The sequence below is a fragment of the Sphingomonas lenta genome, assembly GCF_002288825.1.
GTDB lineage: Bacteria > Pseudomonadota > Alphaproteobacteria > Sphingomonadales > Sphingomonadaceae > Sphingomonas > Sphingomonas lenta.
Genome location: NZ_NSLI01000002.1, coordinates 621,540 through 634,826, shown reverse-complemented (window position 1 = coordinate 634,826; position 13,287 = coordinate 621,540). Strand labels below are relative to the sequence as shown.

Sequence of the window (13,287 nt, the reverse complement as noted above, 5' to 3'; positions counted from 1 at the left end):
CGCTTGATTCTCATATTGAACAGGCCGCAGGCATCATCGCGGCTGCCCGGTCCAGCGAGACGGCCGATATCCGTGCCTTCTTCGACGAGCCGACGAACAGCGTCAGCTATGTCGTCTCCGATCCCGCCACGCGCCGAGCCGCGATCATCGACAGCGTACTGCATTTCGACCCAGCATCGGGGCGGACGGACAAGGCACCGGCGGACGCGATCGTTGCCTATGTCCGCGAGCATGAGCTGACGGTCGAGTGGCTGCTTGAAACCCATGTCCATGCCGATCACCTGTCGGCCGCGCCGTACCTCCAAGGCATTGTCGGCGGGCAGCTCGCGATCGGACGCGCGATCACGCGCGTGCAGGACGCGTTCGGCAAGATGTTCAACGCCGGCAGCGAGTTCGCGCGCGACGGATCGGACTTCGACCGGCTATTCGACGATGGCGACCGTTTCGCGATCGGCGATCTTGCCTGCACCGTGCTTCACGTTCCCGGCCACACACCGGCGGACGTTGCCTTCGTGATCGGCGACGCCGCGTTCGTCGGCGACACGCTGTTCATGCCCGACTACGGCACCGCACGTGCTGATTTTCCGGGCGGCGATGCGGGCGAGCTGTTCCGCTCGATTCGCCGATTGCTTACGCTGCCCAACGAGACCCGCCTCTTCCTGTGCCACGACTACAAGGCTCCGGGGCGCGAGGAGTTCGTGTGGGAGACGACGGTCGGCGCGCAGCGCACCGGCAACGTCCACGTCCGTGACGGTATCGACGAGGAGGCGTTCGTCACGATGCGATTGGCACGCGACGCGACGCTCTCCGCGCCGCGACTGATGCTGCCCTCGATCCAGGTCAACATGCGCGCTGGCAAACTGCCCGAGCCCGAGGCGAACGGCACCCGCTACCTGCGCATCCCGCTGGACTCGTTCTGATGCCCGGCTTTCCGCAGGCGATGCCACTCCACGGCCTGATCGGCGGGCTGATGATCGGGCTGGCCGCCGCCCTCATGTTGCTCGCCAACGGTCGAGTAGCAGGATGCAGCGGCCTCTTCGCGCGCGCGACCGGCATCGGCAACGGCGACATGCCGCGCAGCCTCGCGCTTGCTTTCGCCATCGGGCTGCCGATCGGCGCCGCGGTCGTCGGTGTGACGATGGGCGTGGAAGCTCGCTTTCCGGCATCGTTCGTATTGCTTGCTGTCGCGGGCGTGATCGTCGGCTTCGGCACCCGGCTCGGGTCGGGCTGCACCAGCGGACACGGCGTCGTCGGCCTGTCGCGACTGTCGCCGCGTTCGATCGCCGCAACCGCGACGTTCATGGCGCTGGGTATCGTCACCGCCACGGCGCTGCGCCTGTGGGGCGTGGTGCCATGAACCGGCAGACGCTCGTCTCGCTCGCAAGCGGCACGCTCTTCGGGGCCGGCCTCGCGATCTCCGGTATGATCGACCCGGCCCGCGTGCGCGCCTTTCTCGACGTGGGTGGAGCCTGGGACCCTACGCTTGCCTTCGTCATGGGCGGCGCAATACTTCCCATGATCGTCGCTTGGGCAATCGTGCGCCGTCGCGCCCGTCCGATCGTGGCAACAGAGTTCCACCTTCCCGCGACACGGCCGATCGACGGTCGCCTGATCGCAGGCGCAGCCCTGTTCGGCATCGGTTGGGGTCTGGCGGGCCTATGCCCTGGCCCCGCCATCGCCAGCCTCGGCGTGGCGCCGATCCCGGCCCTGATCTTCTGTGCCGGCATGGTGCTGGGCTTTGCCCTGTTCCGCCTCGTGCCGGCGCCCTCCTCCACCCGCAAAGGAACACGCGATGGCCTTCAAGCAGCTCGATGACGGCATCGCGGTTTCGCCGCAGCTAAGCCTCGCCGATATCGGCCGGGCCGCGCGCGAAGGCTATCGCTCGATCATCTCCAATCGCCCTGACGGGGAGGAGGCCGGCCAACCCAAGGCCGCGGCGATCCAGGCCGAAGCAGAGCGCAACGGGCTGGCGTTCGCGCACATCCCCATCGTCTCCGGCAAAGCCGGCGACCCCGATGGTGACGCGATGGCACAGGCGCTTGCTACCATGCCGAAGCCCATCCTTGCCTACTGCCGCAGCGGCGCGCGTTCGACGACGCTGTGGGCGCTGGCGAACGCCGACAATGCCGAGCCCGGCGATCTCATCCGGTTGGCGGCTGACGCGGATTACAATCTCGCCGCTCTCGAACCCGCGCTCCAGCGCCGCAGAAAGGCCCATAGCATGACCTACGACGTCGTTATCGTCGGGGGCGGAGCCGCCGGCATCGCCACCGCAGCCAGCATTCTCAAGCGCCAGCCCAAGGTGACGATCGCGATCGTGGACCCGGCGACGGATCATTACTACCAGCCTGGCTGGACGATGGTCGGGGCCGGTGTCTTCACAGCCGAGCAGACCCGCAAGGCCGAAGCCGACGTAATGCCGAAGGGCGTCGAGTGGCTGCGGGTGGCAGCGAGCGGCTTTGACCCGGACCGCAACACAGTCGAGTTGGAAGACGGCCGCACGCTGACCTACCGCGTCCTCGTCGCCGCGCCGGGCCTGCGGCTCGCGTGGGAGAAGATCGAGGGCCTGGAACAGACCCTCGGCCGCAACGGCGTCACCTCCAACTACCGCTACGACTTGGCGCCCTACACCTATCGCCTCGTCCAGGAGCTGAAGAAGGGGCGAGCGCTGTTCAGCCAGCCTCCCATGCCGATCAAGTGCGCGGGCGCGCCGCAGAAGGCAATGTACCTGTCGTGCGATATCTGGCGCGAGGCCGGCGTGCTGCCGGGGATCGACGTCGAGTTCCACAACGCCGGCGCGGTGCTGTTCGGCGTCGCGCATTACGTCCCGGCGCTGATGGAATATATCGAGAAGTACGGAATCGACCTGTGCCTCGAATCCAACCTCGTCGCGGTCGACGGTGACCGGAAGGTGGCCACCTTCGCGCAGAAGAAGGAGGGCGAGACGGTCCGGATCGAGCGCGGGTTCGACATGCTCCACGTCGTGCCCCCGCAGGTATCGCACGATTGGGTCGCGAGCAGCCCGCTCGCGGCAGCGACCGGCTTCATCGAGGTCGACGAGCCGACACTGCGCCACAAGAAGTACGAGAACGTCTTCGCGCTCGGCGACGGCGCCGCGACCAGCAACGCCAAGACCGCTGCCGCGGCGCGCAAGCAGGCCCCGGTGGTCGCGGTCAACGTGCTGGCGGCGCTCGACGGCAAGCCGCCGGTCGCCGACTATGACGGCTACGGCTCGTGCCCGCTTACGGTCGAGCGCGGCAAGATCGTGCTGGCCGAGTTCGGCTATGGCGGGAAACTGCTGCCGAGCTTCCCGCGCTGGTTCATCGACGGGTCGAAGCCGACACGCGCCGCCTGGTATCTCAAGGAACGGCTGCTGCCCGCGATCTACTGGCATGGTATGCTCAAGGGCCGCGAGCCGATGGCCGCACCCCATATGATTGGCAAGGCGGCATGACACTGGAGCCGATCCAGTACCTGCTCGGCAGCATATCGGGCGCGCTGGTCGGGTTCACGCTGGGGCTTGTCGGCGGGGGTGGCTCGATCCTCGCCGTGCCGCTGATGGTCTATCTGGTCGGCGTGCCGAGCGCCCATATGGCGATCGGCACCAGCGCGTTCGCGGTCGCTGCCAACGCCGCAACCGGGCTGATCGGGCACGCGCGCGCCGGCACGGTCAAATGGCGCTGCGGCGGCATGTACGCCGCGGCCGGGATCGTCGGCGCGCTCGCCGGCTCGACGGCGGGCAAGGCATTCGACGGCACCCGTCTCCTGTTCCTGTTCGCGCTGGTGATGGTGCTGGTCGGCATCGTCATGCTGCGCGGGCGGAAGGCCGAGGGCATTCCCGGCGCACAATGCAGTCGCGAGAACGCGCCGAAGGTAATGGGGTTCGGCCTCGTCACCGGGCTGTTTTCGGGGTTCTTCGGCATCGGCGGTGGATTCCTGATCGTGCCCGGGCTGATCGGCTCGACGCGGATGCCGATGCTGAACGCGGTCGGCACGTCGCTGGTCGCGGTGGCCGCCTTCGGCCTAACCACCGCGCTCAACTACGCCTTCTCGGGCTTGGTCGACTGGCCGCTCGCCGGGGTGTTCATCGCCGGCGGTATCGTCGGCGGTCTGGTCGGGCTTGCCGCCGCGCGCCGGCTGTCGGAGAGCCGGGGTGCGTTGACCACGGTGTTCGCCGTGCTGATCTTCGTCGTCGCCGCCTACATGCTCTGGAAGAGTTCGGGCGCGTTCCTCTGATGGGAAGCGCGGTGGTTATCGGGCCGCTCATGTTCGCGGTCGATCGCGGCTTGGCGGTGTTGTGCATCGCCGTATTCCTGGGCCTGACCGCACTCGCCGGGCGCTTCCGTTTTCCCCGCGTCGCATCGGTAGCGACGAGCGCGATCGTCGTCGGGCCGGTGGCAGCGCGGATCGGCTATGTCGCCGCGCATTGGGGAAGCTCCGCCGATGCGCCGCTGTCGGCACTGGCCGTCTGGCAGGGCGGCTTCTCGGCCGTTGCCGGCATCGCCGGCGCCGCGATGACACTGGCGATCCGGCTCGGCCGTACTCGTGCATTGCTGGCCGGATGGGGCGCGTTGGCGGCGGCAAGCGGACTATGGTTCGTCCTCCAGGCCCTGATCCCGCCCGTCACCTACGGCCCGTTCCCCTATCATGCGATGCTGACCACACCGGCGGGGGCACCGCTGCCGCTCGATCTTTTTCGCGGGCGTCCCTTCGTCGTCAATCTCTGGGCGACATGGTGCGGCCCATGCCGGCGCGAGCTGCCGATGCTAGACGCCGCGGCGTCGCGCAGCGGCGAGGTGCCGATCCTGCTCGCCGATCAGGGTGAGGCGCCGGCTATCGTCGCCGGCTTCCTGACCCGTGAGGGGGTCGGAGCCAAGCATATCGCGCTCGATCCGTCCCGCTCGCTCAACGGCACCCTCCAGGTCGCCGGCTACCCCGCCACCGCCTTCGTCGCGGCGGACGGCACGATCGTCCAGCTCCAGCTCGGCGAGCTGTCGCGCGCCGCGCTGGCGGACGGCATCGATCTCGCAAGGAAACACCGATGAACCGTAGAAACCTGCTCGCTCGCGGCGTTTCCGCCGCCCTCACGCTCACGCTCACGTTGCCGATGGCGCCCGCAACCGCGCAGCAGCGGCCCGATATGTCGCGCAAGGCGGTGACGGACGATCCCATCGCACCCAAGCGCGCCCGTCCCGGCTACGACGTCACCATCGTCGAGTTCTTCGACTATAACTGCCCCTATTGCCGGCGGATGGAGCCGGTGCTGAACACCCTGCTCGCCTCCGATCCCAAGGTGCGGATCGTCTATCGCGACTGGCCGATCTTCGGTCCTCCGTCGCGGGAGGCCGCACGGGCTGCGATCGCCAGCCAGTGGCAGAACCGCCACGCCGCGTTCCATGAGGCGCTGCTGACCTCCCCGGCACGGCTCGACAGCGCCGGCGTCAAAGCGGCTGCGGCCCGGGCGAAGGTCGACTGGCCGCGACTTGAACGTGACCTCAAGGCGCATGGCGCGGAGATCGACGCGCTTCTGGCCCGTACCAACACCATCGCGGAGGCGATCGGCTTCAACGGCACGCCGGCGCTGATCGTCGGGTCGCAGGTCGTCGCGGGCGCGGTCGATCTGCCATCATTGCGTAAACTCGTTGCCTCTGCGCGCGCCAAGCCCGAGGCGCGCTGACCGTGCCGGGACCGCTCAACCGGAGACAGGCGGTGCAGCTCGGCGCCATTGTCGTCGGTGGCTGGGCGGTAGGGCAGGTGTTGCGCCGGACCACGCCGATCGGTCGCGATATCGGTCCGCGTGCGGACGCGATCATGGCTGGTGATGGCTCGCCCCAAGACGGACCCGCCGATGCCACGCTGCGGCTTGCGGTCTTCACAGACTATCGATGCCCGGCGTGTCGCCACGCCTTCCCGGCGATGGAAGAGGCGGTGCGGCGCGACGGCAAGGTGCGGGTCATCTACAAGGACTGGCCGATCTTCGGCCCGCCGTCCGAACGTGCAGCAAGCATCGCGCTCGCCAGTGCCGAACAGGGGATCTACCCGGCGGTTCATCGCCGGCTGATGACCGACAGCCGGATCATCGACGACGACATGCTGCGCGACGTCGTGACCGGCGCAGGCGGCGACTGGTCGCGCGCGACGCGCTGGCTGGCGGCGCACGCCGAGCTGGTCGCGGGCCGGCTGCGTGCCAACGGGCAGGAAGCCTATTCGATCGGATTGTCGGGCACGCCGGGGTTCCTGGCGGGACCGATGCTGGTGATGGGCGCGATCGACGCGGGCGATTTCGGACGACTGTTCGCGCGGGCGCGGGTGGCGAACTGACGAATACGAGAGGACTTATCTATGATCGAATACCGCCAGGAGGGCATGACAGTCGCATCGCTCCACGACGAGCGCACCGGCAGCTTCCAATATGTCGTCGTCGACGACGCGACCAAGGTCGCGGCGATCATCGATCCGGTTCTCGACTATGATCCGCGCGCTGGCGCCACCTCGACGCGCAACGCCGATCTGATCCTCGACTATGTGCGCGCGAACGGGCTCACCGTCGAATGGCTTCTCGACACGCACCCACATGCCGATCACTTCTCGGCTGCCCCGTATCTCGCCGGCAAGACGGGCGGGAAGACCGCGATCGGCGAGAAGGTCGTGGAGGTGCAGAAGCTGTGGCAGGATATATACTGCCTGCCCGATCTGCCTGTCGACGGCAGCCAGTGGGACCGGCTGTTCGCTCACGGCGAGACGTTCCGGATCGGCTCGCTTGATGCCCGCGTCATGCTGTCGCCCGGCCACACGCTCGCGTCGATCACCTATGTGGTCGGCGACGCCGCGTTCGTTCATGACACGCTGATGGTGCCCGACAGTGGCACGAGCCGCGCCGACTTCCCGGGCGGTGACGCGCACGCGCTATGGCGTTCGATCCGCGCCATCCTCGACCTGGCTCCGGCCACAGCGACTTATGTCGGCCACGATTACGGGAAGGACGGCCGCGAGGTGAACGGCCGTGCGACCGTCGCCGAACAGCGCCGCGACAACATCCACGTCCATGACGGCATCGACGAGGCCGAGTTCGTCGCGACCCGCGAGAAGCGCGACGCGACGCTGCCGCTGCCCGACCTGATGCTTGCCGCGCTCCAGGTGAATATCCGCGGTGGCCAGCTGCCGGACGCGGAACCGTGCGGCACCGCCTTCCTCAAGGTGCCGCTCAATCGGTTCGGACAAGACGAATGAGCGAGCCGCTGCCCCCGACTCCTGGCGACGACGGTGACGCGCAGCGCATCATCTTCGCGATCTCGGCCGCCCTGCTGGTGCTGGTCGTCACCTACAAGATCGGCCAGTCGGATGCGCCGGTTCAGGCGCCTGTCGACCAGATTGCCGCGGACGCGCCGTTCGCGCCGCCTGCCGAGGACACCATTCCCGCCGGCCCGGCCGGCGACGCGATCCGCCACGGTCGCATGATCTTCACCGCTACTTCCGCCCATGCCGGCCAATATGTCGGCAACGGCCTGACGTGCAGCAATTGTCACCTCGACGCCGGACGCCAGGCGAATGCCTCGCCGATGTGGGCGGCATGGGTAAGCTACCCCGCCTACCGGGCGAAGAACGGTCGCGTGAACACGATGGAGGATCGCATCCGCGACTGCTTCCTCTACTCAATGAACGCGCCAGCCTCGAAGGCGGGCACCCCGCCGCCCTACGGCGACGATATCTACCGAGACCTGCAAAGCTACTTCGCTTGGTTGGCCACAGGCGCTCCAACGGGCAAGCCACTCCCCGGTCGCGGTTTCGTGAAGCTGACCGCGACACCGCTCGGCCACGATCCGGATCGCGGTGCCACGGTGTTCGCCGGACAGTGTGCCTCGTGCCACGGTGCCGGGGGGCAAGGGCAAGCAAACCCGGACGGCGGCTATTCCATTCCGCCGCTGTGGGGACCGCATTCCTATAATTGGGGCGCCGGCATGGCCGGGATCGCATCGGCGGCCGGCTTCATCAAAGCCAACATGCCCTATGGGCAGGGCAACACGCTGACCGATCAGCAGGCGTGGGACGTGGCAGCCTATGTCGACAGCCGGGAACGTCCCCGTGATCCCCGGCAGACCGGCACGGTCGAGGATGCCCGCAAACGCTTCCACGCAAAGGGTGATTATTACGGCACGACGATCGGAAGGAAGGTTCTCGGGGGAGGCTAAAACCCTTCACACCATCTGTGTCTCACCTCATTCTCAAGGAACAACCCTCCATGCGCGCCTTCATCCTGACCGCCCTCGCTGCAACGACGTTCGCCGTTACGCCTGCCGTGGCTGGCCCCGTTCACGTGTTCGGACCGGGCGGTCCCGCGCCGGCCATGAAGGAGGCGGCCGCGACGTTCTCCAGGCTGCGCGGCGTGCGCGTCGACGTCGTGGCCGGGCCGACGAATGACTGGATCGAGGCCGCGAGGCAAACGGGAGACGTGATCTACAGCGGCTCCGAGACGATGATGACCGATCTTCAGGCCGCGATGGGCGACCGGATCGATTCCTCGACGATCAATCCGCTATATCTGCGCGTGTCGAACATCCTCGTCCGTCCGGGCAACCCCCGAAAGATTCGCGGGCTGGGCGACCTGTTCCGACCCGGCCACCGCGTGCTTGTCGTGAACGGTGCGGGACAGAACGGCCTCTGGGAAGATATGGCGGGCCGCACGGGCGACATAGCCAAGGTCCGCGCCCTGCGATCGAATATCGTCGTATTCGCAAAGAACAGCGCGGAAGCGAAAAAAGCCTGGGCGGCTGACCCAACCCTTGATGCCTGGATCATCTGGGGCATCTGGCAGACGGCAAATCCGACACTTGCCGACACGGTTGCGGTCGAAGAGCCTTATCGTATCTACCGCGATGCGGGCGCGGGGCTGACCATCGCCGGAAAGGCTAACCCCGACGCTGTTGCTTTTGCAGGCTGGCTCACGACGCCGGCTGCCCGGGCGATCTTTGCAAAATGGGGATGGGAAACACGCTGAGGCACCTTTCCCGATTGGGAAGGTTCAGGGAGACGGCTGACGGTCGCAAGGCGCGCCGGACGGCAGGGAAATAGCCGTTTTCCCAAAATATGTTCCCGATTGCTCATTCCCAAAATGGCCGGTTGGAGACGGAGAAATGGGACGATCCGGCCCGTGAAATGAACCCGCCTTTGACATCCGCCCGGAGCGGATAATGTGAGCAGCCATGTCCGATTGCGAGCAGCCCCGGATGATGGCGAGCACGCTGGCAGCTAATTTGAGCAGGATGCTACCCGCCAGTGGCAGAGAGCGTGAGCAGAAAAACCGGCTGTTTGCGAGCAGACGCCGCTACGATTGCAAGCGCCTACACCTAGTAAGCGACGCCGGGAGCTTGGGTCCACATTCGGAACGTAGCCGCTATCCTTCTTCGCCCTGCTTATCCCTTGCAACATGACCGGCGTCGCCAAACTCGCAGGTCAGGTCATCATCGATCTCTTCGCTTCTGCGAAGCGGCTTTGCGCCCTCAGCAGCGTCTTTCGCCGCTTGAAGATGGCATGCCACGATGGTGGCTCCGTTGCCCCCTCGGTCCAGAAGGACCAAAGCTTCGCGCATCAGCGTCAACGATCTCGTCTTCGTCACGGCTGGCCCCTTCCCCACACACACCCGAGTGTGGCACTCGTGCGGTTCGAAGTCACGACGTTGCACTGCCCTGCTCCTTGGCACGAGCCGCGAAACAATGAAGCCGCTCGCTCGGAAGACGGGCGACTCAAAAATGACGGCTCCCCGAGTTAGCGACGCTCGCCATCAACGTCTCGCCCGGGTCAAGAACGCCGAAATGGCGCTGACGAGATTCGTCTGGGCTGGTCTCAGCCTCCTCGATCTCGAGCGACTTTGGCACGCTTTCTACTTGTGCGATGCCGTCGCTGCCTCAATGGTCATGATCCATGCTTCTATGCGGCACTTTCGCCCAACCCGAGGCAAGTGGACATGCGAACAAGACTCAAGGTTTGTTGCATCGCTTCGGCCGACGAAGCTTGGATGGCGATCCAGGCAGGAGCGGATGCCTTGGGTTTGGTGGCCAACATGCCGTCCGGGCCCGGGACGATCAGCGATGACCAGATCGCAACTATCGCGGTCCTTGTGCCTCCGCCCGTGGCGTCTTTCCTTCTCACCTCGGAGATCAGCGCAGACGCCATATCGGCGCATGTTCGTCGCACGCAGCCCAGTACCGTTCAGGTCGTCTCACACATCGCTCCCGCCGAGTCCGCCAGACTCGCACTACTGGAACCGCATGTCCGCCGGGTTCAGGTGATTCACGTGGAAGATCGCGCAGCGCTCGACCTGCTCCCCACGTACAGCCCCCACGTTCACGCCTTCCTGCTCGACTCCGGTCGGCCGAATGCAAGCGTGGCGGAACTAGGCGGCACCGGACGCGCGCATGATTGGGAGATCAGCGCCGCATTCGTGGAGGCGAGCCCGCGCCCCGTATTCCTCGCAGGAGGCTTGACGGCCGACAATGTCGGCCGAGCCATCGATCAGGTCCAGCCCTATGGACTGGACGTCTGCTCAGGCGTGCGGACCTATGGTCGGCTCGACCCGGTGAAACTCACCGCTTTGTGGCGGCGGCACGGAGCGCAGATCAGGAACGGGCGCGGAATGTGATCTAGCCTCCTCGCTGCCGTTGATCGCTTCGCCGGCAGATATCTGCCCCCATAACGCGGCTCCCGCGTCCTCGCGCGCGGTCCTGTCAAGCAGCCGGCGATGCTCAGCACGCGCTGCCATCGCTCAACTGCCGTTTACGATCCGCATAACGGGGAACCGAACGGAGCAATAGGATTAGAACCGTTCACCGTGCCCGACCCGAGGCCCGGCAGGACGAGGACCCCCCAATGAACGAGAACAATTTGAAGAAGCTGGTCGCGCAAGGACTATCCGCGATGCAGGCCGGGAGCGACATTGCGGCCAAGGCGACGGACGAGATCAACAACGACGCGCGCCACCCGGCGCTGCGATCTGCGCTCGAGGAGGGCAACCGGACGTCCCGCCAATGGGCGGATCGCATCCGCCGCGCCGCTGAGCAGGCGGGCCCGGCCGAACAGCAGGGCAATCCCGTGCTGGAAGCGCATTACGAGGTAAGCCAGAAAATCCGGCAAGCAGCTCCGGACGATGCTTCACGCGACCTCGGCATCATCGCCAGCGGGCAGCTCGCGCTCCATTACTGGATCGCTTCGTTCGGGACAATGGCCAATTATTGCCGGCAGACCGGCATGGACGATGCAGCACGCGACATGAAGGCGTGCGCGGACGAGGCCAAGCAGGCAGACGAGAAGCACAACCAGCTCGCCGAGCAGTTGCTGTCGGAAGCCTGAACCGGTGCCGGCCCGTCGTCGCCATCGACGACGGGCCAACCGGCATGATCCAACAACAGAGGAACAACTGATGGTCGAGCAACGAACGCTGGGCGGCGAGCTACGTGTGTCCGCGCTGGGCCTCGGCTGCATGGGCATGTCCGAATTCTACGGGCAGGCCGACGAGGCCGAGGCGGTCGCGACCATTCACCGGGCGATCGATCTCGGCGTGACGTTTCTGGACACCGCCGACATGTACGGCGTCGGCCGCAACGAGGAACTGGTCGGGCGTGCGATCCGCGATCGGCGCGACGCGGTGGTGCTCGCGACCAAGTTCGGGAACGTCCGCGGCGAAGACGGAAGCTTCAAGGGCGTGTGCGGCCGGCCGGATTACGTCCGCTCCGCCTGCGAGGCCAGCCTGCGCCGGCTCGGCGTCGAGACGATCGACCTCTACTATCAGCACCGGGTCGATCCCGACACGCCGATCGAGGACACGGTGGGCGCGATGGCGGAGCTGGTCCGCGAGGGCAAGGTGCGCCACCTCGGCCTCTCCGAAGCGGCGCCCGCCACGGTCAGGCGCGCGCAAGCCGTGCATCCGATCGCGGCACTGCAGACGGAATATTCGCTGTGGAGCCGCGATCCCGAGGGCGAGATCCTCGACACGGTGCGCGAGCTCGGCATCGGCTTTGTGCCGTACAGCCCACTCGGCCGCGGCTTCCTGACCGGCGCGATCCGGCGGGTGGAGGATCTCGCGCCTGACGACTATCGCCGGCACAGCCCCCGCTTCCAGGGCGAGAACTTCCAGCGCAACCTCGATCTCGTCGCGGCAGTCGAGGCGCTTGCGCGGGAGAAGGGCTGCACCCCTTCCCAGCTGGCGCTCGCCTGGGTGCTGGCGCAGGGCGAGGACATCGTACCCATCCCGGGCACCAAGCGCCGCGGCTACCTGGAGGAGAATGTCGGCGTCCTCGACGTGACGCTCAGCCGCGAGGAACTGGAGCGGCTCGATCGCGCGGCGCCGAAGGGAGCAACGGCGGGCGAGCGCTACGCCGCGCCGCAAATGCAGGCGCTGAACCGATGAGCGGGGGCGACGGACACGGCATTGCCGGCCGGGTCGCGATCGTGACGGGCGGCGGCCGCGGTCTTGGTCGCGCGATGACGCTCGGGCTGGCGCACGCCGGCGTGCGGCTCGTCGCCACCGCCGCGCGCGAACTCGCCGAGGTCGAGGCGGTCGCACAGGAGGCGGAGCGTGCATGCGGCGACGACCGGGTACGGCCGCTGCTCGCCGACGTGACGCGGGCGGAGGACTGTGCCGCGGTCGTGCGCGAGGCGGTCGCGGCCTTCGGCCGGCTTGACATCCTGGTCAACAATGCCGGGCGCGGCATGAAGTATGTGAGCGACACCTTCTTGACCGAACCTACCCGGTTCTGGGAGGTCGCCCCTGACACCTGGCGCATGGTGATCGACACCAATGTCAGCGGACCGTTCCTGATGGCGCGCGCCGCCGTGCCCGCCATGCTGGAGGCGGGATCGGGCCGGATCGTCAACATGTCGATGAACCGCGAGACGATGCGACGGCGCGGCTTCTCGCCCTATGGCCCATCCAAGGCGGCGCTGGAATCGGAAACCGCGATCTGGGCGCAGGACCTAGAGGGCAGCGGCATCACGGTGAACGCGCTCCTGCCAGGGGGCGCGACGCTGACCGGCATGATCCCCGAAAAACTGCCGGACGGCGCGCGCGCCGGCCTGCTGTCGCCCGAGATCGTGGTCGCGCCGCTGCTCTGGCTCTGTTCCGATGCTGCCGCGGCGGTCACGGGCAAACGGCTGGATGCCCGGCGGTGGACGGGGCCGCAGCCGGCGGGCGCGCCGGGGCATGACGCGCTCGAGAATGTCGCCTGGTAGGACAGCCACGAAGCAGCACTCGCCTGACCAGCCGGGACCCCGCCCTTTCACGATCGCAGCATCGGC

General features: G+C 67.0%; 16 protein-coding genes. 15 read left to right on the top strand and 1 reads right to left on the bottom strand.

The genetic code is table 11. The features are described 5' to 3' along the window. Window positions 1-14: 14 nt before the first annotated feature. The 11 genes from CKY28_RS06335 to CKY28_RS06285 are packed head-to-tail and all read left to right on the top strand — an operon-like array spanning window position 15 to window position 8,995. Window positions 15-920 carry an MBL fold metallo-hydrolase gene (locus tag CKY28_RS06335; RefSeq protein WP_373284572.1) on the top strand — a complete coding sequence of 302 codons (906 nt, stop codon included), beginning with the start codon at window positions 15-17 and terminating at the stop codon, window positions 918-920. Beyond that, complete coding sequence (locus tag CKY28_RS06330; protein ID WP_095997455.1) at window positions 920-1,357, top strand: YeeE/YedE family protein; 438 nt, start codon at window positions 920-922, stop codon at window positions 1,355-1,357. The genes CKY28_RS06335 and CKY28_RS06330 overlap by 1 nt, the downstream gene beginning before the upstream one ends. After that, a complete protein-coding gene (locus CKY28_RS06325; protein ID WP_095997667.1) occupies window positions 1,354-1,815 on the top strand; it encodes a DUF6691 family protein in 462 nt (153 codons plus the stop codon). Before CKY28_RS06330 ends, CKY28_RS06325 begins: the two co-directional genes overlap by 4 nt. After that, window positions 1,793-3,454 carry a bifunctional protein tyrosine phosphatase family protein/NAD(P)/FAD-dependent oxidoreductase gene (locus tag CKY28_RS06320; RefSeq protein ID WP_095997454.1) on the top strand — a complete coding sequence of 554 codons (1,662 nt, stop codon included), beginning with the start codon at window positions 1,793-1,795 and terminating at the stop codon, window positions 3,452-3,454. The genes CKY28_RS06325 and CKY28_RS06320 overlap by 23 nt, the downstream gene beginning before the upstream one ends. Continuing rightward, window positions 3,451-4,236 carry a sulfite exporter TauE/SafE family protein gene (locus tag CKY28_RS06315; protein ID WP_095997453.1) on the top strand — a complete coding sequence of 262 codons (786 nt, stop codon included), beginning with the start codon at window positions 3,451-3,453 and terminating at the stop codon, window positions 4,234-4,236. The genes CKY28_RS06320 and CKY28_RS06315 overlap by 4 nt, the downstream gene beginning before the upstream one ends. 29 nt (window positions 4,237-4,265) lie before the next feature. Next, complete coding sequence (locus CKY28_RS06310) at window positions 4,266-5,045, top strand: TlpA disulfide reductase family protein (RefSeq protein WP_229664512.1); 780 nt, start codon at window positions 4,266-4,268, stop codon at window positions 5,043-5,045. Further along, on the top strand, window positions 5,042-5,677 hold the full coding sequence (locus tag CKY28_RS06305) for a DsbA family protein (protein WP_095997451.1): 636 nt from the start codon (window positions 5,042-5,044) through the stop codon (window positions 5,675-5,677). The genes CKY28_RS06310 and CKY28_RS06305 overlap by 4 nt, the downstream gene beginning before the upstream one ends. A gap of 32 nt (window positions 5,678-5,709) precedes the next feature. Further along, entirely contained in the window at window positions 5,710-6,321 is a 612-nt protein-coding gene (locus CKY28_RS06300) for a DsbA family protein (protein WP_245841642.1), read from the top strand. 21 nt (window positions 6,322-6,342) lie between these two features. Next, complete coding sequence (locus CKY28_RS06295) at window positions 6,343-7,230, top strand: MBL fold metallo-hydrolase (RefSeq protein WP_095997449.1); 888 nt, start codon at window positions 6,343-6,345, stop codon at window positions 7,228-7,230. Then, window positions 7,227-8,189, top strand: a complete 963-nt coding sequence (locus CKY28_RS06290) for a c-type cytochrome (RefSeq protein WP_095997448.1) — start codon at window positions 7,227-7,229, stop codon at window positions 8,187-8,189. The genes CKY28_RS06295 and CKY28_RS06290 overlap by 4 nt, the downstream gene beginning before the upstream one ends. A gap of 50 nt (window positions 8,190-8,239) precedes the next feature. Then, window positions 8,240-8,995, top strand: a complete 756-nt coding sequence (locus CKY28_RS06285; protein WP_095997447.1) for a substrate-binding domain-containing protein — start codon at window positions 8,240-8,242, stop codon at window positions 8,993-8,995. Window positions 8,996-9,391: 396 nt separating this feature from the next. Here the strand turns inward: CKY28_RS06285 and CKY28_RS18175 are convergent, their stop codons facing one another. Beyond that, a complete protein-coding gene (locus CKY28_RS18175; protein WP_141243866.1) occupies window positions 9,392-9,613 on the bottom strand; it encodes a hypothetical protein in 222 nt (73 codons plus the stop codon). Window positions 9,614-9,961: 348 nt separating this feature from the next. On the opposite strand from CKY28_RS18175, the gene CKY28_RS06280 reads away from it, so the two are divergent. The 4 genes from CKY28_RS06280 to CKY28_RS06265 all read left to right on the top strand — a co-directional run bounded on the left by CKY28_RS06280 (window position 9,962) and on the right by CKY28_RS06265 (window position 13,221). Further along, entirely contained in the window at window positions 9,962-10,636 is a 675-nt protein-coding gene (locus CKY28_RS06280) for a phosphoribosylanthranilate isomerase (RefSeq protein WP_141243865.1), read from the top strand. Window positions 10,637-10,878: 242 nt separating this feature from the next. Beyond that, window positions 10,879-11,343: a DUF892 family protein gene (locus tag CKY28_RS06275; RefSeq protein ID WP_229664700.1), complete on the top strand. Its 465-nt coding sequence runs from the start codon at window positions 10,879-10,881 to the stop codon at window positions 11,341-11,343. A 70-nt stretch (window positions 11,344-11,413) separates the two neighbouring features. Beyond that, entirely contained in the window at window positions 11,414-12,400 is a 987-nt protein-coding gene (locus CKY28_RS06270) for an aldo/keto reductase (protein ID WP_095997445.1), read from the top strand. After that, window positions 12,397-13,221, top strand: coding sequence for an SDR family NAD(P)-dependent oxidoreductase (locus tag CKY28_RS06265; RefSeq protein WP_095997444.1), 825 nt, complete (start codon window positions 12,397-12,399; stop codon window positions 13,219-13,221). The genes CKY28_RS06270 and CKY28_RS06265 overlap by 4 nt, the downstream gene beginning before the upstream one ends. The last annotated feature ends 66 nt before the right edge of the window (window positions 13,222-13,287 follow it).